Origin of the sequence: Faecalibaculum rodentium, from assembly GCF_001564455.1 — a bacterium.
GTDB classification, from domain to species: Bacteria; Bacillota_I; Bacilli_A; order Erysipelotrichales; family Erysipelotrichaceae; genus Faecalibaculum; species Faecalibaculum rodentium.
In genome coordinates this window covers 2201719-2225206 of sequence record NZ_CP011391.1, presented here as the reverse complement: position 1 = coordinate 2225206, position 23488 = coordinate 2201719, and the positions used below count along the sequence as shown (strand labels likewise).

Genomic DNA, 23488 nt, shown 5'->3' with positions numbered 1-23488 from the left:
AGGAAATATTCTATTATGAAACATTATGGAAAACTGACCGCAGCTGCAGCTGCCGGATTTATGGCTCTGAGTGCAATGGGTGTTGCTCCTGTATTTGCGGCAACTGACACTGCTAATGTTACGGTTACAGTGACGAAGACAGAGAACGTCAAAGATCCTGTTGGTACCATTTCTTTTAACGCTGATCCCCGTACACCCGGTGCTAGCGAAACTCCTTTTTATGGGGCAGATACGATTGCTGCAGGTCCTAGGGGTGGACTTAGCGTAGCTGATGTTACTTTTACTCCCGCAGATACAGATACACAGACAACTACAAAGACTGCAGCTATTACTATTAATAAATCATTGTTTGAAAATCTGCCTGTTGGACAGTATTGCTATACAATCAGCCAGAAGTCGTCTGATATTGATGGTCTCCCAAAAGTGGATACAAGCTACAATGCTCATGTTTTTAAAACCAATGATGGCCTGTACCTGACTGTAGACAATGGTAATGGTAGAAAACTGAGCGATGAAAACATCTCTTTCGCACAGACTTATACAACGAAAACTTTGACAGTTAAGAAAGTCATCACTGGTAACCAGGCAAACAAAAATGATACCTTCCCGTTTACAGTTACTGTTACACCTTCTACCGCTGGTGAAAAATATGTAGTTTCTGAGGGAGCTACAGCTGCCTATGCAGATAATGGGACAGCTACAGTAACCGCAACCCTCGGAGACAACCAGACAATGACAATTTCCGGTCTCTCTGCTGCTGATGCTGCTGCAATCCAGGAAACTTTTGCATCAACGAAAGGCTATAATGTCACTTCTACTGGTGGAGATGTGACAAAAACTGAAGCAAATGGAACCACAACAGCAACTATCGCTTCTGCAGCTATGGGCAATGATAACAAAACTGTAACTGTCACCAACGATAAAACTGGAGAAATTCCTACAGGTATCCTGATGACTGCTGCTCCGTATGCCGGACTGGTAGCCCTGGGTGGCATCTTCGCTGGTCTGTTCTTCCGTCACAAGAGAGAAGACTAATCCTGCCGTTTGACAGTGTGGAGAATTACTGATGTCTAATGCGGCTAGGATTGCCCGTCTTGGTGACCGGTTCGTTACGTTTGTTGCCATGCTGCTCGTGCTTTGCATGATGCTGTATGGTGGCTATTCGCTGTACGATAACTGGCTGATCAATCAGGCAGGGTACGGTTCCGAGATGATGAAGTTCAAGCCGTCGGAAGGTCATGTGTATTCTCTGGCTGAACTGATGAAGATCAATCCGGATGTGATCGGGTGGATAACTGTTGACGATACCCATATCGATCAGCCTGTCACGCAGGGCAAGGATGATATGGAGTATGTGAACAAGGATGCTCTGGGAGAGTTTGCCCTGTCCGGATCTGTCTTCCTTTCGTGTCTGAACAATCGTGACTTCTCGGATGCCTACAATTTGACGTATGGTCACCATATGGAAAATGGCGGTATGTACGGGGATGTAACGAAGTTCCTGGACAAAAAGTATTTCGAGTCTCACAAGACGGGAACACTGTACAATGACAAAAACACGTGGGATATTTCCCTGTTTGCTGTACTGAAGACAGATGCGGGAGATCCGGTGGTCTACAATGCTTCCTCTTATATAGGTTCGGCTTCAGGTGTGATTTCCTACTTGGAACAGAAGGCACTATACTATCGGTCAGTTCCTTCTGATTCTCAGGTGATCGCATTGTCCACATGTTATGACACAGAAACCAATGGGCGAGTGATCGTCTTTGGCAAACTTGAAAACAAACGGGAGGTGAAAGACAGCTGATGAAAGGCATTCTCAAAAAACTGATGCGAATCGGCTTTGCCGGTGCACTTTCTCTTCTGGCATTCGCTCCTTCTGCTGTAATGGCACAGGAACCTACAGTTGACGTACAAATTCCAGTCACAACGGAATTTACGAAAGATTCGGACAAACCGGCCGATACTGTCCACCTTACGACCAGTTTCAAGCTGGAACCTCTTGATGGTGCTCCGGCACCCGCAACAGCTGAAGTTTCCATTGACGGAGCAGGAAAGGCAAGTCTTGGACCTGTTTCCTTCTCAGCGTCTGGAAACTACTATTACCAGCTGTCAGCCGGTCTGAACAAGGGAGAGAACAACTCCGGACTGGATGAAAAGCTGATTGTCCGCGTTACGGTGGTCAATGATGACAAGGGCGGTTTAAGCAGTGTGATCACTGCCTATCGCTCACAGTCGGACGCCTCGAGCGACAAGGGCAAGATGGATACAGCGTTCCTTATTGAATATAAGGCGCCTAAATCCCCGGCACAGCCAACTACAGCCCGGGATCCGAAAAAGGCTCAGAAGACAAAGACATCTGTCTATGCCCAGCCTGGACTCTGGATTCTGATTGGCGGTGCAGCTCTGTTCATCCTGCTTGGAGCCGATAAACGGTCGAAAGCCAGAAACTAATTAAATATATAAATGGGAGTATACTCTCCCATTTTTGAATTTAAGGAAGGGATTTGGTTAAAATCATTCACCTGTCAAAACCATCATTAGATTACGATATGACACTGAAATTATTCTCATTTGAAAATTTATTTAAAATAGCCGTATCGCTACTTTCGTTTTATCTTCCTGGTGCTTTTTTTCTTAAACTTATATCAATACGGAATGGAGCAGAAAACCAAAAGCTCAATACGATTGACGTTCTTACATTTAGCGTATTAACTCAAATTATCTGTAATTGGATTATTTCGAATATCTGTTTATTTGAAGGGATACGTGACTCTAGCCCTACGGGGATTATGTGGAAAATATCTTTCTATATACTATTTGCGGGGCTTGCGGGTTTTATACTTGGAACTCTATTTGAAAAAACTGAATTGATATCAAGATTACAAAGATCTTTTTTTGGCTATTCATCTAGTGGAATAATCCAAACTATTATAGATAAACGTAAAGCGACTAATGTTTATTTTGTATTAAAAAGAAAGCCGGATTTATTGTTTTATGGTTGGTTGGGTCCTTATGATGATAAGACGCCTTGTGCTCAAGTCTCCATTATTGTAAAGGGGTGTAAACCGATCAAAAAAGGGAATTGGGTCAAATATAAAAAGATAGAAAATGAGCTTAAAAACCCGTATAACTCTACAACTTTTAATTATATGATAGTGGATCCCAAAGAAACCGATTACTTTGTTATTCAAAAAGATGCACCTAATAAAATATCCCGAAAAAAATAAAGGTGAGAATATGTAGAGAGGTTGTGAGTGTTTTGCATGATATAAATGAAAAATCAAGATTTAAGATAATCGAAACGACATCTGAATACTACGTTGATTTATTACGAGCTTATAGCCGGCTATCAAAGGTTCGAAAGCAATCATTGAGGCAACAACCTGGGCATGGAGTTAGAAAGGGAAGACTAGGATTACCTAATTATAATAAAGTACTCCTGACAAGATTAGCAAAGAAAATTCTCGAAGACAATGAAGCAGACGAGTTACTGATAAAGATTGTTGATCATCCCGAATATAATTTCTTGATTAAAAGTAATGGTCGAATTATTAGGATGCCACATCGTAGAACGATTGGGATCAAACGAAAACGACTAGCTTGTAAATGTGGAAATCCACCGTTACCGACCAAAAAAAATAATAATTGATTGAAAGTGGATAGTGTGAAAGACATAATATTTTGGTAGTTGAATAAAAATAGTAAATTATTACAAATATAAGTTATTTTTTTGGGAACCCAGTAATATCCGCTATGAACCAGTACTTGCTTGCATTAGATGATGGAAATATAATTATCCGTTTCAGAAAAATCAGACTTTCACGGCGCCATGACTGTACGACAAAACAACGGGTTGAAGATTCCGAACTATGCCGTATATTTTTCGGGGACCTGCAGTCAAACTCATAACCCGGAAATGGGCGGAAATCCTAAATCGCTTTGGAAAGTGATGTTCCATTTCTTAAGAAGGTGCATACACCTTTCTCATCATCGCCATACATACTATCGGAGAGGACCCGTTCCTCTCCTTTTTCTTTGGAAGCGTCAAATCAATCCTGCCTTGGATTTGGCATGGATAAGAACTACAGGGGACAGAAGCTCGTTAAGTCACTGTGGATCCTGCCGTTTTCTTCCAGTCTGGGTGTCTTGAAGAAAAGTTTCCATTTGGAATACACAGGAGAATTTCCATTTGGAATACACAGGAGAAAAGGATACATATATCCGTCATGTCATGGAAGCTTTTGAGGGGATGGTGGATAGCCGAATTGTATTTCTCAACGAACAATGGGAAAATTCAAGGGATAAAACAGTTCTGGCGCTTGGCCGGCTGTTTGATTCCGACAGAAAGAAAGCAATCAGATTCATGGAGACAGAAGGTGTGAAAATGACAAGAATGATTGAAACCGCAACGCAGGATTACTATGACACCCATTTCTATACACTAGGAAAGAAAGAACGCCGGCAGGTAAAGGAATACCAGACTCAGCTCGCGGATCAGAAGCGGCAGCTTGCGGACCAGAAACGACAGCTCGCCGCAAAGGACCAATACATCAAAATACTCGAAGAGCAGCTGGAAAAGGCAAAAAAACAATAGTCGCGCTTCATGAAGGGGACTGGAAAGGCGTAGAGTCATCCTAACAGTCTTCTTCCAATTGCGCAGAATGCAATAGATATAGGCATTCCCGGAGAGGACCCGTTCCTCTCCCTTTTCAATCCTGAAACCGTTTTCCTCATATCTCCACCTTCCTGCCGGACTATACTGAACCCATGAAAGCATCAGAAACCAATCGTGAAATCTACCTGGAATGTGAGAAACGCCACATTTTCCTCCTGCTCATGTTTGTGGGAGGATTTTATGGCGCCTACACCTACTCCTGCCGTGGCGGTGTCTTCTGCAACGCGCAGACTGCCAACTTTGTCCTCTTTTCCATGAAACTCGGACAGGGAGAATGGCTCGGTGCCCTCTACTATCTGATTCCCATGAGCGCCTATCTGCTTGGATCCATGCTCAGTGAACTCCTTCCCGGGCCAATCCGTCGCCGTTACATGCTCCGGTGGGATACGCTGTTAATAGGAATAGAAATACTCGTAGTGCTGCTTTTGGGCTTCATTCCGGATTCTGCCCCCTTCCAGATTTCACAGGTGGCAGTCAATCTCATCTGTTCCATGCAGTACAACACATTCCGCCAGGCCAGGGGCATCCCCATGGCCACCACGTTCTGCACCAATCACCTGCGCCAGCTGGGGATCTCCCTGGTGAAATATTTCCGCCATCCCGGCAGTGTCCTGGTCCATCGGCGAATGACCATGCATTCTGCGATGCTTGTTGTGTTTGTCATGGGAGGCATTCTCGCTTCCTTTCTCTGCCGGTATTTTTCGGGGCGGACGATCTGGATGGCACTGATTCCCCTGGCGGTGATTTTTGTGCAGCTGCTCTATGCAGACCGGGTGCGGGAAGTCTCACTGCATGACTTTGTACCCCGTGGCCACTAGGTTTCACTGGTTTGCGGAATGTCTTTGAAACAAAAGGGATTTTCATGAAAAATGTTTCAATCTCTGATAGCAGGCTATATAATGGAAAGGCATTGTTTGGAGGGTCATCATGGAAGGTCAACTGGAAAACAACATATTCTTCTGGCAGAAACTGGATACTCTTCTGCTGTCAAGCAGCTGCACCATCGACCGTCCGAAGGGAAGCCATCACTTCAAGTACCGCAACCTGGTATATCCGGTGGACTACGGGTTTCTGACGGACACAACTGGTTCTGACCAGGCACCCATCGACGTCTTCAAGGGTTCAAAGGGCGGCATGAAGGTGCAGGCCATTGCGGTATCTGCGGATATTCTGAAAAAAGACTGCGAAGTGAAACTGATCACCGGGTGCACGGAACACGAAATTCTGCGTATTCTGGAGTTCCTGAATCAGACGGAGTTCCAGAAAGCCATCCTGGTGCGGCGGGGAAACGAAGCCCCTTCCTGGGCCAGTGCAGATTGATTGACCCAGTTGAAACTTTAGGCTGAAAAAGACTACAATGGGTGCAGACGGAGGTAATCATCCAATGGAATTAAAAGGATCAAAAACTGAACAGAACCTGATGACAGCGTTCGCCGGTGAATGCCAGGCATTTACAAAATATCAGTGGTATGCGAAACAGGCCCAGAAGGACGGCTATATCGTAATCCGCAACATCTTCAACCAGACATCCGGAAACGAAGAAGCACACGCAAAGCAGTGGTTCAAGTATCTGCACGACGGTGAAGTTCCCGGTACTGAGCAGAACCTGAAGGATGCATGGGAAGGCGAAAACTTCGAGTGGGCTGACATGTATGCAGATTTCGCCAAGACAGCCGAAGAAGAAGGCTTCAAGGAAATCGCTGCAAAGATGCGCATGATCGGCAACATCGAGCTGCACCACCGCAACCGGTACCAGGCCATGCTGGATCAGCTGGAAAACAAGACACTGTTCTCCAAGCCCGAGAAGGTTAAATGGATCTGCCTGAACTGCGGCTACATTGCCGAGTCTGAAACGGCTCCTCTCAAGTGCCCGGTATGCGCTCACCCGCAGGCCTGGTTCCAGGAACTGATCGACTACAACTGCTAGTCTTTCACAGAATTCCGAATCATAAAGTCTCCTGATTTCTCAGGGGGCTTTTTTCATGCCTGTTTCCTGCACGAAACAGACAAAAGCACGGGACGGATGGGTGGAAGAAAATGGACCATGATATGATGTCACTATGTATATTGAACAGGCAATGAAGGAACTGGAGGCAGGGAATACCCTGCGCTCTGGCAGATCTCTTTTAAAGCAGCGTGGCAGCACAGTGCTTGTCAGCACCGATGGGTGGACAGCCCGGCTTTCCCTTTCGGACTTTGCTTCTCTCTGGGCCGGGCGGGAATTTGCTCTGCACACTCCGCCATTGGCGATGGATGAAGCCTCGGATGTGCAGTATTACGGAAAGCTCAGGTACCGTCAGTGAACGCGCAGATTCTGCTCTGGTTTCAGACTTTGCGCCAGCCGTCACTCAATGATCTGGTGCTGTGTTTCACCAACACCATCTGGATCGCCACAGCGTTTGCAGCTGTGCTCCTCTGCTTTCGCAAAACCCGGTCTCTGGCCCTTCGTGTCCTGCTTGGACTGGCCCTGACCATGGTATGCTCCACGCTTCTCAAGGCGCTCTTTCAGGAACCCCGTCCCTTTCTGACCATACCCGGTCTGGAGCGGGTGGGGCCCATACCCGGTGGCTCTTCCTTTCCCTCGAGCCACACCGCCGCAGCCTTTGCCCTGTTCTGGGGGACACTCTTCGCGAAAAACCGCTGGTGGCCCCTGGTCCTTCTCTATGCGGTGGGTATTGCCCTCTCCCGGCTCTATCTAGGGGTGCATTACCCGACGGATCTGCTGGGCGGCATCGTGCTCTCTCTGCTTTGCTGCTGGATCGTCACCCGTCTCTGGAACCGTGCGATTCGCCATCGAAAGGAGTCGATATGAATCATGACAACAGGCAGTCGCTGAACTGCACGCAGCGCATTCAGCGCATTGGCATCTCCCTCTGGGCGTACCTCATCCTGCAGGTGGCAGCCGGCTTTCTCACCTCACTGCCCCTGATCTTTGGCTGGCCCGTCAGTACGACGGTGTTCATGGCTGCGGCAGTGCTTTGCGGCCTGCCCGCACTGGCCATGGCCCTGGTTCTGACCGGCACCCCCCTCACAGGGCTGTCCACTCTGGGACACCGGACCTTGCCGACTCTTCTCCGGGCGGTTCCCATGACCTTTTTCTGGTCCATTGGCTTCAGCCTGCTCTGGGCACTTCTGGGAACCTCCAGCCAGCAGCTGCCGGCTGTGTTCTCCACGGCGGACAAGATCGGCATGTTTTTCATCATTGGCGTGATCGGCCCGGTGATCGAAGAACTGTTCTTCCGGGGATTCGCCTACAACTGTCTAAAGCGGTACAGCCCGGTGTTTGCGGCCATCATCAGCAGTCTGGCATTTTCCTTTCTGCACATGAACTTCACGCAGGGGATCCCGGTATTTTTCATGGCCCTGATCTTCTGCTGGGCGTATGAACAGACCGGCAGTCTCTGGGTGCCAATCCTGCTGCACGTGATCAACAACTCCATGGCACTGCTTGTCGGCTGGTTTCCACTGCTGATCATTCTGCTCCTGGTCCTGGCCGTTCTGGGACTGGTCGTGACAATTCTCATGGTGCCCGCCATACGGCAGGCCTGGCACCAGCTCATGGAAAAGCGGGCCCTGTTTCGCTGTGTATGGAAAGCGCCCCTGTTCTGGCTGGTGGGCGTTGCCTTCCTGGGATTCAGTGTCTATATGGCGGTGATGGGATGAGATTTCTGCACGTATCGGACTTGCACATCGGCAAGTCCTTTTACCATCAGGATCCGCGGGAGTTTCTGGACCTGCAGGAAGACCTGCTCAGGAAAGTGATTCAAAAGGCGCAGGACCTGCAGTGTGATGCCCTGGTGATTGCCGGGGACATTTATGACCGGCAGGATCCGGGGGCCGAGGCTGTGGCTGTGCTGGACCGCTTCATGAACCGGTTGAAGGACAGCGGGCTGACGGTGCTCATGATCGCAGGTAACCATGATTCACCAAAGAAGCTGGGCTACGCCCGTTCCTTTCTGGAAGACCGCGACATTTACCTGGAGACGGTGTATGACGGGGCCATCCGCGCGGTGGAACTGGACGGCGTGGTCTTCCACCTCCTGCCCTTCATCAAGCCCTTTTCCACTGCCGGGGTTCTGGGCACCCGCCCCGCTTCCTTCCAGGACATGATGGAACAGGTCCTGGCACGCCAGACGCTGGATCCGGACAAGGCCCATGTCCTCATCAGCCATCAGTTTGTCTCTGGCGCCACGACCTGCGAGTCGGAGTCAGTCATGGTGGGGGGACTGGATGAAATCGCGGCCGACACCTTCAGGGACTACGACTATGTGGCGATGGGCCACCTCCATTCGCCGCAGTGCATCGGCGACAATGTCTGGTATCCCGGGACGCTCCAGCGTCTTTCCATCAGCGAGCTGAATCAGAAAAAGGGAGCACTGGTGGTGGATGTGGATCCATCGGCGCTGCCTGGCATGCGGGTGAAAGTGGAGCCGGTTTCCATTGAACCGCTGCGCGGATTTGAAAAGCTCTCCGGTACGCTGGCCGAGCTCACGGATCCGGTGTTTGTGGCATCCCGTGACCGGAATGCCTATGTCTATGCGGCACTGCAGGATGAACAGCCCAACCCCATGGCGCTGATGCATCTCCAGGAATGCTGGCCGCGCCTGGTGGGACTGGGCTACGAAGCCCTGGAAGCCCGTGTCCAGGAAGCCGCGGGTGTGGCTGCAGCGGTCCGTAGCGAGGATCCGACGGACAACATCCGGGAATTCTACCGGTCGCAGAACGGACAGGATCTGAACGAACGGCAGGAGGCGTTGCTGGCGGAGTTGCTGGAAGAAATGGAGGCTGTATGAAACCGCTGAAACTGGAACTGGAGGCCTTTGGCCCCTATGCGAACCGGGAAGTGATTGACTTTGCGGCCTTCGGGGGACAGGGCCTGATCCTGATCACGGGAGAAACCGGGGCGGGGAAAACCGTGCTCTTTGATGGCCTCATGTATGCCCTCTATGGCCAGCCCTCGCAGCGGGAACGGGATGCGCAGATGCTGCGGTGCAAGAACGCTGAACCGGGGACCGTCACCCGGGTGTCGCTGACTTTCGAGGAAAAGGGACAGGTTTATACCGTCACGCGCGAACCCATGCAGACGAAGCTGAAGAAAAACAAAAAGGAATTCAAGAAAACCCCGGACCCCGAGCGTCTGGAGCTTAAGACGGAGACCGGGGTGCTGGAAAACCGGGAAGCCGCAACGCGGATCCGCGACCTGCTGGGACTGGACGCGGCCCAGTTTTCCCAGACGGTGCTCATTGCCCAGGGTGCTTTCCGGGATCTGCTCACGGCGGACTCCCAGCGCCGGCAGGAAATCTTCCGGGACTTGTTCGGGACAGGACTCTATGACCGGATCCAGGCAGAGCTGCAGGAACGGGCCCGGCTGAAGCGGGAGGAGCTCAAGGCCTGTGTGGCGGAGAATGAAACGGGACGCAGGCAGCTTTCTTTGTATGACGGTGTGCCCTTTGATGGGGCTGCGTGCCGGAAGGTGCTGGATGCGGAAGCGACGGAGATCTGCACTTCCAGGGCTTCTCTGAAGGAACGGGAGACCGCATTGCAGGGGCTGATCATGCAGGCAGAACAGCTCAAGGCCCGGGCACAGGAACAGAAGCGGAAGGCCTTGCTGCTGGAGCGAAAGAACAAAGCGCTCAAGGAAGAGGCGGACTGCCGGAAGCGTCTGAGAGAGCTGGAGCCGCAGGAAGCGGCGTTTGCGAAAGACCGGAACTCCATTGGCGGTCTGGAAAAACAGGCAGCGGATGCCCGGAAAGCCGAGAGCCTGCAGACCGACATGGAGGCTCTGGAGGCAAGCATCGGCCGCAAGGGCGATGAAGTCCGGAAAACCGGGGCAGAACTGGAAACAGACCGGACCCGGCTGCAGGCGCTGCGGGAGGTGCCGGTACAGCTGGAGCAGACCAGGGCGGTGCTCGCGGAGCTGGAGAAGCAGCAGACCCGTGCCCGTGAGCGTGCGCAGCTTGTGCAGGAACTGGAGGCAGTGCGAAAAACGCTTGGACAGGCCCTGGAAAAATTCGAGGCGGCCAATGGTGCCTGGGTCAGGGCAAACCGGCGGTTTCTGGCAGGACAGGCGGGAATTCTGGCAGCGTCACTGGAAGCCGGTCAGCCCTGTCCTGTGTGCGGGAGTGTGGATCACCCGGCACCGGCGCCTCTGGAACAGGATGTACCGGATGAAGCACAGGTACAGCGTCTGAAGCAGAAGGCGCATGAAGCGGATGTCAGGCAGCAGCAGGCTGCGGCGGCGGTGCATGAACGGGAGGGACGGCTGTCGTTACTGGAAGACGTACCGGTCCGTGAGCTGGACCAGAAGCTGCGGGAATCGAAGGCAATGCTCCAGGGTCTGGAGAGGCAGATGGAGGAAAAGACCCGGCTGGAGCGGCAGGTGCCGGGCAGGGAACAGGCGCTGGAGACTTTGCGGAAAGAACAGACAGCTCTGGAGACGAAACTGGCTGGGTTGCGTTCATCGGCGGCTCTGTTGACAGGCACCCGGGGTGCACAGGAACTGGAGGCGGAGATCCGGGAGCGGCGGCAGCGGTGTGATGCCTTTGACCGGGAGCTGCAGGAGTCGCGGAAGCAGCTGGCGGCTTGCGAGTCGCGGGCAGCGGAAGCACAGGCGGCGATGGACCAGATCCCGGACGCAGAGCAGGTATCTGAGGCGGCGGTGAAGGACCTGGAAACCCGGCGCCAGACTTTGTCGGGGGATATCGAAGAAGACCGGCGGCGTCTGGAGGAGCGGGATCATGTGCTGAGAAACGATGTGCAGCGGCTGAAGAAGCTGGAGGCCGGATTTGCGAAACAGGCAGAGCTGGAGCAGGCATCGGCGGATGTATCCATGCTGGCACGGACCTTGGCGGGAACGCAGAGTGGCATGCAGCGGATTTCCCTGGAGGCCTGGGTGCAGATGATGTACCTGGATCAGGTGCTGGAGGCAGCCAACCGGCGGTTCCTGCAGCTGTCCCGGGGGCAGTACCGGCTGGTGCGCAGCGAGGGCCAGAAAAAGGGTGCAGGAAAGACCGGGCTGGATCTGGCGGTGGAAGACCGGTTCAGCGGCGAGGTGCGTCCGGTGCAGACTTTGTCGGGGGGCGAGTCCTTTGAGGCGAGTCTCTGTCTGGCGATGGGCCTGAGTGACCGGGTGGCGGCGGCAAATCCCGGGATCAGCATTGATACGCTGTTCATAGACGAGGGCTTCGGATCGCTGGATGAGGAAAGCCTGAGCAAGGCCATGCAGGTGCTGTCGGAGCTCGCACAGTACCGGTGTGTGGCGGTGATTTCCCATGTGGCGGGGCTGAAGACTGCCATTGACCGCCAGATTCAGGTAAAAAAGAATCAGGGCACAAGCCATGTGCGGCTGCAGGTGTAGAACCGGCTGCAGGCAGGGGCAGGATGCGGAGCAGATGTACAAGCTATACGGAAGAACCTGGTTCGGGCACAGCCGGATGTCAGGGCGTCTGGCTTGAGGCGTGGAAGAGAGGATCATATGGCGGAAAAGAAGAAAATCGCGGTGATCGCCACCGGGGGTACGATTGCGGGCACCGGTCCGGCGGGGGATGCCGCGGGGTACCGGGCGGGGGAACTGCCGGTAGAGGAAGTGGTGAGTTCGGTTCCGGGTCTGGGGGAAATCGCGGATCTGGAGATGCACACGGTGTGTCAGGTGGATTCCAATGACATCACGTTCGGGGCCTACCGTGAGGTGAAGAACCTGGTGGAGCAGCTGGAGGCGGATCCGTCGGTGGATGGCGTGGTGATCACCCATGGGACGGATACGCTGGAGGAGACGGCGTTTTTGTTGAATCTGGTGCTGGATGTGACGAAGCCGGTGGTGATCACGGGGGCTATGCGGCCGGCGACGGCAACGAGCGCGGACGGTCCGGCGAATCTGATGCAGGCTGTTCGCCTGGCGGCGGATGATAGTGCCAGGGGCATGGGTGTACTGGCGGTGTTCTCGAATATGGTGTTCGCGGGTCGGGATGTGAAGAAGACGGATTCCATGAGCACAGATGCCTTCCGGCAAAATGAGTTCGGGCTTCTGGGATATGTCCGGGACAGGACGGTTTCGCTGATTCACCGGGCGTACCGGTTTCACACGAGTAAATCAAGGTTCAATGATGTGGACTTGAGAGATATGCCCCGGGTGGAGATTTTCTATGTGCATGAGGAGTCAGATCCGGGCTTGCTGCGATACATGCTGGAGAGCTATGATGGCGTGGTGATTGCTGGCACGGGGGCCGGGAATTACCCGAAGGCGGTGCAGGATGTGATCGAGGCCTGGGATGGAGACTGTATGATCGTGCGCGCAAGCCGTTTGCCGGAGGGAGAGGCCATACCGGATGCGGTATTTGACCCGAAGGAAAAGACCATTGCGGCGTATGATCTGATGCCGCACAAGGCAAGGCTTCTGCTGATGCTGGGGCTGAAAAAAGGGGAGTCGATGGAGGAGATCCAGGAGGATTTCCGGGTGTATTGAGCAGCAGCCACCAGCCAGTTTGATGGGCAGTCGAAGACTGCTCATCAAACCCGCTGGCAAGAGCAGATCCTGATAACAGAGGTTAGGATCAGGTGCGGTGGATTGTTTTGAGTAATCAGGGAACTTTGATTCCTGGCAGCTTGCAGGGGCAGGTTTCTGGAATGCTGGCGAAATCGAAAAACCTCAGCGGGTTGTCTGAATAACTTAGAGTTGTCCCGACAACTGGCTGAGGGATACAGTAAGTACAGACAGCGGTCATCAACCGATGTGCTGTTTAACGAACACCAGGTGGTCCAGCAATCATCCAGAGCACGGTCGTTGCTGCTACACTGATCGTGCTTTTTGTTTCGCCAGCCAGTTTGATGGGCAGTCGAGGACTGCTCATCAAACCCGCTGGCGGAGAGCTGCTGTCTGTGAATAGAGGTCACGATTATGTGCGGTGGGTTGTTTTGGTTTGCAGCAAAAACGGGGTCTGCCATGACTGACAAACCCCGGGAAGCCATCTGATTCGAGGAACCTGATGGCCTGGTCTGGTTCTTGCAAGATAAGCCGGATAGCCTATAATGTAAGTACAGACAGCGGTCATCAACCGATGTGCTGTTTAACGAACACTAGATGGTCTAGCGATCATCCAAGGCACGGTCGGTGCGGGAACACTGATCGTGCTTTTTGTTGTGTGTCGGGCATGACGCACATCTAGCCGGTGAAAGTCCGGTCACGGGTATTTGCCGCCAAGTGTAGTGAACCGCAAGTCGAAAGCCGCGAGGCTGGGATGGAAGAAGCGGTGTAGCCAATCTGACGAGCCTACGAACAGAAACCTGATACAAGGCCAAATGGCGGGTGAGGTTGCAACACAAACCAAAGCCCAAAAGGCAAACGTAAAACCAAGACGGTAAATCAGGAGGTTGTGCAGAGAAAGATGTGTGCCTTACCCCGAGAGATCTCGCAGACGTCAGTCCAATAAGCTTTAAAAACAGCGATGGTGGTGCCAGTGGCATACGGTCCGAAAATGTTTACTGCGAGAAGTCAGAGCGGAGCATAGTAGGTAGTAATACTGAAGGCTCCTGCCGGTTATAGTGAGCGAATCGCTTTTGAGTAATTACCCTGCAGTCCGAAAGTCAGAATAGTCATAAGGTGAAGGATCGTAACCGGAGCCGGTGAAATGGATGGGGACGGTCAGGGAGTCTCTGTAAGAAAGAAGGAAACGCAAAATGAGATTGTCAGATTTGATTCTGGAATCCTCCAACATGGAGAAGGCCATCAGAAAGGTAGTGTCAAACCGCGGTTCAGCGGGAATCGATGACATGCCCGTTGATGAGATCAGAGCATGGATGGAGGTGAATGGGGATGAACTTGCAGAACAAATCCGGGAAATGAAATATAAGCCCAGTCCTGTCCGCAGAGCCTATATTCCCAAGCCAAATGGGAAAAAGAGGCCCTTGGGCATCCCGACTGTCGTAGACAGGGTCGTCCAGCAGGCTACGTATCAGATACTTTATCCGATATTTGATTCCACGTTCAGTGACAGCAGTTTTGGATTCAGAGAAGGTCGAAGCGCCCATCAGGCCATCGAGCGAACTCTGGAATATCTCAACGAAGGATATGAGTGGGTCGTGGACCTGGACATTGAAAAGTTCTTTGATATGGTCAACCACGACAAACTGATCTCGATCATTCGCCTGAAGGTCAATGAAAAGGAGACCCTTCACCTGATCCGTTCTTTTCTTAAAGCCGGAGTCATGGAAGAGGGGAAACTGAATAGAAATGACCTAGGGACGCCCCAAGGTGGTAATATTTCGCCGCTCCTTGCCAACATCTATCTGGATGTATTTGACAAGGAACTTGAAAACAGAGGATTGAGATTTGTCAGATACGCTGACGATGTCACGATCTACTGCCGAAGTGAGATGGCCGCCGACCGGGTAATGAGATCTGTATCCTCTTGGCTCGAACGGAAACTGTTCCTGAAGGTTTCGCCAACCAAAACGCATGTAGTCAGACCACCTGAAAGTACATTCCTTGGATTCACTTTCTGGAAGGGTAGAGACGGATGGAAGTGCAAGCCGGCAAACGACAGAAAACAGAGACTCTATAAGAATATGAAAGAGCTCCTGTGCCGTCGGAAAGCCGCTGCCATGCCTTTATCCGATCTGTTTACGAAAGTTAATCAGAAAGTCAGAGGATGGATCAACTATTTCAGTATTGGTTCCATGAAAAGATTCTTAATAGAATTTGGACAGTGGCTAAGACACAAAATTCGGGTAGTGATCTTTAAGCAATGGAAAAGACCGAAAACGCTCTTCAAGAATCTCATGATTCTGAACAAGCAGTTCAAAACGGGATTTTCCAAGGAAGAGATACGGCAGACTGCCAACTCGAGACTTGGCCTGTGGCGAACTACTGGGTGGAGGACTGTGAATTTCATCTTATCACCAAAGGTTCTTGCGTTACCCAACAAGGAAAAAGAACGACCGGGTCTGATCGACCCGGTCGGGTGTTACCTGAACTTACAGAATAAATCATAGCAAATTCATGAATGCCCGCAAGGGCAATATAACTGTAGAGCCGTATACGAGATCCGTACGTACGGTTCAACGAGAGGGGCGGAAATCACTGAATTTCCCCTCTACTCTATTCGGATGATCGAGACCTGGAAAGTTACGTTGATTTTACAGGGAAAAAAGTCCCCACCAGCGGTCTGACAAATTCTGTGATGACACACAGGTTTGCCAGCAACTGGAGAATCATATAAAGATCCATTGTTCCTCCTTCCCAGTCTGTATGACAGGCCAGGTTGGAACAGGGTCCTCGAATCAGGGTGAAACAGGCACATCAGCGTTTTGATGACTGCAGTAAAATTATAACAATGCTGTGGATGAGGATACAGGGGATCAGCGGAAAATTTTCGAATAAAAATGCAAATTGAAGAGTTGGGACGGGAAAGATGGCATAAAAGTATCGACAAGAGCCGTCTTTCATTCCAGATAGTCAGAATACAAGAAATTTTCTGTTGCACAGAAACGGGATGATGTGTTAATATCAATGGGCAGTCAACAGATGGGCCTGTAGCTCAGGTGGTTAGAGCGCACCCCTGATAAGGGTGAGGTCGTTGGTTCAAGTCCATTCAGGCCCACCATCTGTTTTATTGTTGTGGGGTGTTAGCTCAGCTGGGAGAGCACCTGCTTTGCACGCAGGGGGTCAGGAGTTCGATCCTCCTACGCTCCACCATTTCAAAAGCAGTCCTCCGGATATACATCCGGAGGTTTTTTGTATTTGCCCGCTTTTCCCCCTTTACCTGCACGCCCCGGCACATGGCGTCAGCCATCATCGCCAGAAAAATACCGCATGGCTTCTGAGAACCATGCGGCATTTTCAGTTTCCTGATCACTTCAGGCACAGCGTTTGGAATTCTTCGAAGGTCCCGGCTTTGAGTATGGACTGCTGGAGCGGGACGGACTGGACGATTTCCAGGAGATAGTCATAGAGCCGTTCGATGCTCTGCTGCTCTCCTTTGCAGAAGGCCAGCAGGAACACGATCTGCACGGCACTTCCTTTGTCATTCCAGACCACGGGATGATTCAGGACAGCCACGGCTGCCCGTGTCCGGGATGCCTCCGGGGTCATGGGGTGGGGGATCGCAAAGATGTCGTTGAGGTTGGTATGGGAGATTTCTTCGCGTTTCCGTACCGATTCTCTCAGGTCTGGTCCAGAGATCCCTGCGGTGGTGAGCCGGCTGCAGAGTTCATCCAGCACCTGGTCCTTGGTAACGGGATCGTCGAAGCGGACAAACAGGTTTTCCTGGAAGAACCGGGCGGGCCCGTCTGACTGATTCCTGACGGGAGACAGCATGCGGGTGACGTTTTCCGCATTGTCCCTGGTCAGAGAGAAGTCCACTTCCACAAAGGGGATGCCGCGGTCGAGCAAGGGGACGGTGGAGATCAGAAAATCCGCTTCACCGAGCTGTTCATCTGTATTCTTCAGGTACTGCTGGTAGGAAAGGGTGCCTAGGATGTCCAGTTTTGTCTGGAAATAGGACTTCAGGCGGGCTTCCAGCATACGGGAGGTCGCCATGCCTGAGCCGCAGACCAGCCAGACTCTGGCGGGTTTGAGCTGGCCGGAATAACAGCGTTCCACGGCTGCTCCGATGTGCAGGGAGATGTAGCCGACTTCGTCTTCGGAAAAAGCGGGTTCCTGGAAAACATGGCTGACTGCGTCCAGCGAAATGTCATAGGCCAGAGGAAAGCTGTTGCGGATGGTATTCAGCAGCGGGTTGGGGTGATGCTGCTGGCTTCTTCTGGCTTTGAAGATGCTGAACAGGTGATTGTAAAGATCCTTCTGCAGCACCGGATCGTTTCGCAGGTCGAAACGCCATACGGTCCAGATGTGGTCCAGCAGCTTTCGGACAGCCTGGCGCAGATCCTCGCTTTCCGATACCCCGGACAGTCTTGTGTTCAGGGCAATGTGCAGGCTCATGGAGTCCCGTTCGCTTTCCGGGATCTCCAGCTCTTCCGCCTCGCTGATGTCCCGGCAGATGCGTTCGGCAGCCAGCGTGACTTCCGCCGGCAGTATGGCTGCCTGCCGGGGTGGCAGGATGCCTCCGGCCTGGATCCGTTCGATCATCAGGGCGGCATGGAGGATCAGATTTTTCAGGGCGTAGTCGGAGCAGGACAGCTGGGTGTTCTGCAGCTGGCTGTAAATGATGCGGGAGAGCATGTCCAGGTCAGTGCGCTCGAACAGCCGCTTTTCCAGAGGTGAGAACCCAGTGACGTAGTCTGTGAGGTTCCGGTCCAGGACCTCCTGGCAAAGACAGTCCCGCCGTTTGTCTTCGGGACCCGTGATGCGCACACCCTGCTGGCCCCCGCTTTCATAGGAAAGACCATGGGCGGCACAGATGGTGCGGATGGTGCGCAGGTAGCCCTGAATGGTGTTGCGGGAGACATAAATCATGTCTGCCAGGTCATCCGGGTCCTGCCAGGAGGAATCGATGAGCAGGATCGAAAGCAGATAGCGCTGCCGGTCTTCCATGGAATCCAGTGTCAGGGTCCAGTCGGGGGATGTGGCCTGCTTGCGCCAGGTTTCAAAGCGTTCCGGATCACAGACGACAAGCTCATAGCCTTTTGACCGTCGCAGGTGAATGGAAGCTCCCTGGATCAGGCGGTTCAGGGCCTGGATATCGGAGCGGATGGTTCGGACCGTGACTCCGAATCTCTGTGCGAGCTGGTCGGCGGTGTACAAAGGCGGATGCAGGAGCAGCTGGAGTATTTCTTTCAGGCGTGGCTGAGTCAGCATGGGGACCTCCTTTTCCTTGTTTAATTGTTTCCAGTAATTATAGTGAGGCGGTTTTCGGTGTTTGGCAAACAGGTGATTTCCCATTGAAACGGAAATGCGGCATTTCCGTTTTACAGGAAACCCGTTGGATTGAGGAGAAAAAAGACCGCAGGTATGATGAACGTGTCAAAAGCAAGGAGGTGCAAAGCCATGAACGAGTTGATTGAAAGCCGGGGGATTTTTCTGGATTGTGACTGCGGGTCTAAAGAGGAAATCCTGTCATTCATTGCCGGCAAGGCACAGGAATTCGGAATTACCGACAGCCAGGATGCGCTGCTCCAGGACCTGAAAAACCGGGAAGAGGAGTTCAGCACAGGACTGTCTGAGGGATTCGCGATTCCCCACGCGAGAACAGAGAATGTAAAGCGTGTGAATGTATTCTTTCTCCGCAACCGGACACCCCTGAAATGGGAGACGCTGGATGGACAGGATGTGACGTGTCTGTTTGCGCTGCTGGTTCCGGAGAAAAATGAAGGCAACATTCATCTGCAGATGATCAGTTCCCTGGCCACAAACCTGATGGAGGACGATTTCTGCCGGACAGTGAAAGAATGTCAGGACAGGGATATGCTCCAGTCGTTTATACTGAACACCATTGCTTAGAAAGAGGAAAGAATTATGAAAATTGTTGGTATCTCTGCCTGTCCCGCAGGACTGGCACACACACCCATGGCCGCCAAGGCACTGGAAAAAGCCGGAAAGGAAATGGGACTGGATGTAAAGATGGAACAGCAGGGCTCCATGGGTCAGGTCAATGCGATCACCCCCGAAGAAGCGCAGGCTGCGGATTTCGTCATCATCGCTTCTGACCAGAAGATCCAGGGCATGGACCGTTTCAAGGGCAAGCCTGTGATCCGGGTAAATATCACTACGTGCATCAAAGCACCGACAGCCGTACTGACAAAGTGTATACAGGCTGTGAAAGGCAATAAATAAGCGGCACCGTCTCTGCCAAGACAATGCCGCCGGTTTCTGATAAATCAGTAGACCTGTATTGATTATATCAGAAACCTTTCCCTGACAAAGGAACTGAAGAAAGGAAAGGATTCTCATGAAGAAGTTTTTTAAAAATGCTGTCGGTCATGTCATGACAGGCATCGGTTATATGCTTCCTCTGATCGTCGGCGCATCTCTTGTTGTTGCAATCCCGAAGATCATTGCCCTGTGCATGGGCATCACCTCCCTGGATCCCTATGCGGAAACTGAGGGATTCACCCACATTCTGTATCTGATCGAGCAGGTCGGCTGGACTGGTATTGGCCTGACCAACACTGTCCTGGCTGGATTCATTGCCTACTCCATTGCCGACAAGCCTGCCATTGGCGCTGGCCTGATCGGCGGTATGGTGGCTTCCAACACCAATGCCGGCTTCCTGGGCGCTCTGATTGCTGCCTTTGCGGCTGGTTACACCGTGAAGTGGGCCAAGGAACACATTCATCTGCCGGATGCCATGCAGCAGATCATGCCGCTGGTTATCTGCCCCTTCCTGGCGACGGGTGCTGTTGCCCTGCTCATGGGTGTGATCCTGGCCGGACCTCTGTCCTTCATCAATGCGTCCCTGGTTGAATGGCTGCGTCAGCTCTGCACAAGCGGAACCTCACAGCTGGTACTGGCTCTGATCCTTGGCGCCATGATCTGCTCGGATATGGGTGGTCCGATCAACAAGTCCGCCTGGATGGCCGGCAATGTACTGATGACCGAAGGCATTTTCCAGCCCAATGTGTTCATCAACTGTGCCATCTGCATTCCGCCCCTGGCCTATGCCATTGCGACCACGATCCGCAAAAAGCGCTTCTCTGCCGATCTGTACGAAGGCGGCAAGGGCTGCTGGGTCATGGGATTCATCGGCATTACGGAAGGTGCGATTCCCTACACACTGGTCAAGCCTCAGGTACTGATTCCTGTGAACATGGTTGGTGGTGCACTGGGTGCAGCCGTGACCTGCCTGCTGGGTGCTACAGCGGAGATTCCTCCTGTCGGTGGTATTTATGGATTCATTTCTATCGCCAATGGCTGGGCCTATCTGGTGGGAATTCTTGCCGGTGCACTCTTCATCGCATTGGTATCCACCTGGCTGGTGAACTTCAACGTCAATGTGGAAGGTGACAGCTCTAATATCAGTCTGGATGACATCGATATCGATATCACGATCGAGTAAATAATCACAACAGGGCAGGGCCCGGGACCTCGGCGGTCCGCTATGGGTACCTGCCCTTTCTCTGTCTGTCCTGCAGCCAGGAAGAGGCAGAGGATTAAAGGAAACAGGAAAGTGAGAATACAATGACAAAGAAAATACATGTGATTCCCCACTCCCACTGGGACCGGGAATGGTACTTTACGACGTCGAGGTCGAAGGTCTACCTGATGAAGGATCTCCAGGATGTACTGGAGACTCTGGAAAAACAGCCGGAGATGCGGTTTATGCTGGATGCACAGGCCTCGCTGCTGGATGATTACCTGGCGTGGCGGCCACAGGATGGAGACCGGATTTCGAATCTGGTACAGAAAGGGCAGCTGGTCATCGGGCCCTGGTATACGCAGACAGACCAGATGGTGATTTCAGCCGAGAGCATTGTCCGTAATCTTATGTATGGTATTCGGCGATGCAGCGAATTTGGCCCGGTGATGAATGTGGGATATGTGCCGGATTCCTTCGGACAGGCGGGAAACATGCCGCAGATCTATCGTTCCTTCGAGATGGACTCCACGGTTTTCTGGCGGGGGGTCTGTGATGACATGGTCAGTCACACGGATTTTGAGTGGGAAGGAGATGACGGCAGCCGCGTACTGGCAGCCCAGATTCCCTTCGGTTACTACATTGGTGGTAATATCCCTGAGAGCGAGCCGGAGAGCTCCAGGTTCTGGGAACAGGAATGTCTGAAGAAGATGGGCCATGGAGCGACGGATAATGTCTATTTCCCGAATGGCTTTGATCAGGCGCCGGTCCGGAAAAATCTGGTGGAGCTGATTGAGCAAAGAAATGCAGCGGATCCGGAGAATACCTATGTGATTTCTACGGTGGAAGACTACCTGCGGGATGTGAAGGCCGCAGCTCCTGACCTGGAAAAGGTAAAGGGTGAGTTGCTTATGGCGAAGCATTCCCGGATACACAAATCCATTTTCAGTTCCCGGAGCGACCTGAAAGCCGAGAATACAGCGGTGCAGAATTATGTGGCGAATGTGCTGGAGCCGCTGCTGGTGATCAGTGCGTCTTTAGGGAATGAGTACCCCAAAAAGACAGTGGAATACATCTGGAAGCTGCTGTTCGAAAATGCAGCCCATGATTCCATTGGCAGCTGCATTGCGGATACCGTCAACGAAGATGTGCACACCCGGAATAAACAGGCGATGGACACAGCCCTGGCACTCGCCGAACTTCATGGGCGACTCATCGCGACGTCGGTTGCTGGAGATAAAAACCGGCTGAGCTGGACACTGATCAATCCCCTCCCGCAGAAGCGCAAAGGTGTTCGTATCTTTACAACCTATGTCCCCTCGGATTCTTTTGGAATTGTAAATGAGAAGGGGGAAGCGGTCCCCTATACCATTCTGTCTATGCGGGACCTGACAGAGTATGTACTGAATCAGACCATTGTACTGAATCCTTCAGACCAGCCAGAGAAACCGGAGAAGGTGTATGAAGCAGTGATTGCACTGAAATACGAGGTTCCTGCACTGGGATATGCACAGTATCAGATTGCGGATGAAAACACAGCGGCTTTGCTGGTGGAGTCCGACGTACTGGAAAATGAATTTTACCGGATCAGCGTCAACAAGAACGGGTCTTTGGATATCCTGGAGAAGCAATCCGGGCGTCTCTATAAAAATCAGGCGGTACTGGAGGAGAATGGGGATGATGGCGACAGTTTCAACTACTCCCCGCCGCGACAGGATATGGTGATTCGAAGCTCAGCCTCTCAGGCGGATGTGCGAATCGAAAGTTCGCCCCTTGTCTCACGCGCCATCATTCATCTGGATATGAAGGTCCCGACAGATTTGGAGAAGCGTTCCAGGGGAATTGCAGATACGGTGATGCCGGTGACAATGACTGTGACCCTGAAGCGGGGAGAGCCTGTCATCGGGTTTGAGACTAAGGTTGAAAACCGGGGCCTGTCCCATAGACTGTGTGTACTGTTTGATGCAGAAATGCAGACGGCGTTCAATTTTGCAGATCAGCAGTTTGGCAGCATTTGTCGGCCGAATCGCTATGAAAAGGAAATGGCGTGGTATGAACAGGCGGCGGAAGAAAAGACTGAAGCGGCTGCGGGACAGCCTGTGAACTGGGCACAGTCCAATGCCTGGCAGGAGCCGCCGATTTCCATTGAACCGTGTCAGAGCTATGCAGCCTTGAGTGAAGGAGAAAGAACAGTGGCGGTTTTCCCGCAGGGTGTTCGCGAATATGAAATTGTAGATGGATCTGTCATTCGACTGACGCTGTTCAGAACCTATGGCTTCATGGGGCGTGAAAACCTTCTGTATCGACCAGGCCGTGCTTCAGGCGAGAGCATTATTGAGACACCGGATGCACAGCTGTTGAAAACCATGGTGTATTCTTTCGGTGCAGCCTTTGTCCCTGCGGCTTTGAATGAAGCCCGCCTGCCGCAGCTTGCAAAGGACTTCAATTCACCGGTTGAGGTGTATGAGTATGCGCGGTTCCTGAATGGACGGCTGATTTTCTCGCAGATGGAAACAGTGGGGACAAATGACCGGGAACTGTCTTTGCTTGAGTCCGACGGAAATCTGGTGGTATCGGCAATCAAGCAGGCGGAGGACAGTGAGGGTATTGTGTTACGGCTGTACAATGGCCGTCATCAGGAAGCTGTAGGTGACCGGGTTCGGTTTGTCCGCAGACCGGCTCATGTGTATGAACTGAATCTTCGGGAAGAAAAGATCCGTGAGCTGCCGGTTGTTGATGGCGAAGTTGTGGTAGATCCTATTGGTCATTGCAAATTTGTGACATTGCTGGTGGAATATTGAGTCAAAAGGCAGATCGGTTTCGGTCTGCTTTTTCGTGTGGAGTG

General features: G+C 52.2%; 20 protein-coding genes and 2 tRNA genes. 21 read left to right on the top strand and 1 reads right to left on the bottom strand.

Translation table 11 applies throughout. From position 1 onward, the window contains the following. Nucleotides 1-15 precede the first annotated feature (15 nt). From aalo17_RS10845 to aalo17_RS10765, 17 genes are all read left to right on the top strand, one after another. A complete protein-coding gene (locus tag aalo17_RS10845; RefSeq protein ID WP_067559403.1) occupies nucleotides 16-1035 on the top strand; it encodes a QVPTGV class sortase B protein-sorting domain-containing protein in 1020 nt (339 codons plus the stop codon). 31 nt (nucleotides 1036-1066) lie between these two features. Then, complete coding sequence (gene srtB / locus aalo17_RS10840; protein WP_082743390.1) at nucleotides 1067-1807, top strand: class B sortase; 741 nt, start codon at nucleotides 1067-1069, stop codon at nucleotides 1805-1807. Next, nucleotides 1807-2454 (top strand): hypothetical protein, encoded by a 648-nt coding sequence (locus tag aalo17_RS10835; RefSeq protein WP_067559397.1) that lies wholly within the window; start codon nucleotides 1807-1809, stop codon nucleotides 2452-2454. Before srtB ends, aalo17_RS10835 begins: the two co-directional genes overlap by 1 nt. A 98-nt stretch (nucleotides 2455-2552) precedes the next feature. Beyond that, nucleotides 2553-3230 carry a hypothetical protein gene (locus tag aalo17_RS10830; protein ID WP_145907685.1) on the top strand — a complete coding sequence of 226 codons (678 nt, stop codon included), beginning with the start codon at nucleotides 2553-2555 and terminating at the stop codon, nucleotides 3228-3230. Nucleotides 3231-4387: 1157 nt separating this feature from the next. Continuing rightward, complete coding sequence (locus aalo17_RS12695; RefSeq protein WP_145907682.1) at nucleotides 4388-4597, top strand: hypothetical protein; 210 nt, start codon at nucleotides 4388-4390, stop codon at nucleotides 4595-4597. 173 nt (nucleotides 4598-4770) lie between these two features. Further along, nucleotides 4771-5496 carry a YoaK family protein gene (locus aalo17_RS10820; RefSeq protein ID WP_067559389.1) on the top strand — a complete coding sequence of 242 codons (726 nt, stop codon included), beginning with the start codon at nucleotides 4771-4773 and terminating at the stop codon, nucleotides 5494-5496. A 109-nt stretch (nucleotides 5497-5605) separates the two neighbouring features. Continuing rightward, complete coding sequence (locus aalo17_RS10815; protein ID WP_067559386.1) at nucleotides 5606-5998, top strand: Inorganic pyrophosphatase; 393 nt, start codon at nucleotides 5606-5608, stop codon at nucleotides 5996-5998. Between the two features lie 64 nt (nucleotides 5999-6062). Next, on the top strand, nucleotides 6063-6605 hold the full coding sequence (rbr, locus tag aalo17_RS10810) for a rubrerythrin (protein ID WP_067559384.1): 543 nt from the start codon (nucleotides 6063-6065) through the stop codon (nucleotides 6603-6605). 133 nt (nucleotides 6606-6738) lie between these two features. Then, nucleotides 6739-6981, top strand: coding sequence for a hypothetical protein (locus aalo17_RS10805; RefSeq protein WP_067559381.1), 243 nt, complete (start codon nucleotides 6739-6741; stop codon nucleotides 6979-6981). Next, nucleotides 6978-7490: a phosphatase PAP2 family protein gene (locus aalo17_RS10800; protein WP_067559377.1), complete on the top strand. Its 513-nt coding sequence runs from the start codon at nucleotides 6978-6980 to the stop codon at nucleotides 7488-7490. Before aalo17_RS10805 ends, aalo17_RS10800 begins: the two co-directional genes overlap by 4 nt. Then, nucleotides 7487-8341, top strand: a complete 855-nt coding sequence (locus tag aalo17_RS10795) for a CPBP family intramembrane glutamic endopeptidase (protein ID WP_067559374.1) — start codon at nucleotides 7487-7489, stop codon at nucleotides 8339-8341. Before aalo17_RS10800 ends, aalo17_RS10795 begins: the two co-directional genes overlap by 4 nt. Beyond that, on the top strand, nucleotides 8338-9471 hold the full coding sequence (locus tag aalo17_RS10790) for an exonuclease SbcCD subunit D (RefSeq protein WP_067559371.1): 1134 nt from the start codon (nucleotides 8338-8340) through the stop codon (nucleotides 9469-9471). Before aalo17_RS10795 ends, aalo17_RS10790 begins: the two co-directional genes overlap by 4 nt. Next, complete coding sequence (locus aalo17_RS10785) at nucleotides 9468-12035, top strand: AAA family ATPase (RefSeq protein WP_067559368.1); 2568 nt, start codon at nucleotides 9468-9470, stop codon at nucleotides 12033-12035. Before aalo17_RS10790 ends, aalo17_RS10785 begins: the two co-directional genes overlap by 4 nt. Nucleotides 12036-12152: 117 nt before the next feature. Then, entirely contained in the window at nucleotides 12153-13139 is a 987-nt protein-coding gene (locus aalo17_RS10780) for an asparaginase (protein ID WP_067559365.1), read from the top strand. A gap of 1211 nt (nucleotides 13140-14350) precedes the next feature. Then, nucleotides 14351-15664, top strand: a complete 1314-nt coding sequence (gene ltrA, locus aalo17_RS10775) for a group II intron reverse transcriptase/maturase (protein WP_067554090.1) — start codon at nucleotides 14351-14353, stop codon at nucleotides 15662-15664. A 534-nt stretch (nucleotides 15665-16198) separates the two neighbouring features. After that, nucleotides 16199-16275 (top strand) — tRNA-Ile (locus aalo17_RS10770). 16 nt (nucleotides 16276-16291) lie between these two features. Continuing rightward, a tRNA-Ala gene (locus tag aalo17_RS10765) sits at nucleotides 16292-16367 on the top strand. Between the two features lie 156 nt (nucleotides 16368-16523). On the opposite strand, the gene aalo17_RS10760 is transcribed toward aalo17_RS10765, so the two are convergent. Further along, the gene (locus aalo17_RS10760) at nucleotides 16524-18428 is read right to left on the bottom strand and encodes a BglG family transcription antiterminator (RefSeq protein WP_067559363.1); all 1905 of its coding nucleotides are present in this window, start codon (nucleotides 18426-18428) and stop codon (nucleotides 16524-16526) included. 189 nt (nucleotides 18429-18617) lie between these two features. On the opposite strand from aalo17_RS10760, the gene aalo17_RS10755 reads away from it, so the two are divergent. The 4 genes from aalo17_RS10755 to aalo17_RS10740 all read left to right on the top strand — a co-directional run bounded on the left by aalo17_RS10755 (nucleotide 18618) and on the right by aalo17_RS10740 (nucleotide 23444). Beyond that, complete coding sequence (locus aalo17_RS10755; protein WP_067559360.1) at nucleotides 18618-19070, top strand: PTS sugar transporter subunit IIA; 453 nt, start codon at nucleotides 18618-18620, stop codon at nucleotides 19068-19070. Between the two features lie 15 nt (nucleotides 19071-19085). Beyond that, nucleotides 19086-19403 (top strand): PTS fructose transporter subunit IIB, encoded by a 318-nt coding sequence (locus aalo17_RS10750; protein ID WP_067559357.1) that lies wholly within the window; start codon nucleotides 19086-19088, stop codon nucleotides 19401-19403. A gap of 115 nt (nucleotides 19404-19518) precedes the next feature. Continuing rightward, entirely contained in the window at nucleotides 19519-20625 is a 1107-nt protein-coding gene (locus aalo17_RS10745; protein WP_067559354.1) for a PTS fructose transporter subunit IIC, read from the top strand. 122 nt (nucleotides 20626-20747) lie between these two features. Continuing rightward, a complete protein-coding gene (locus tag aalo17_RS10740; protein ID WP_067559352.1) occupies nucleotides 20748-23444 on the top strand; it encodes a glycoside hydrolase family 38 N-terminal domain-containing protein in 2697 nt (898 codons plus the stop codon). Nucleotides 23445-23488: the final 44 nt, after the last annotated feature.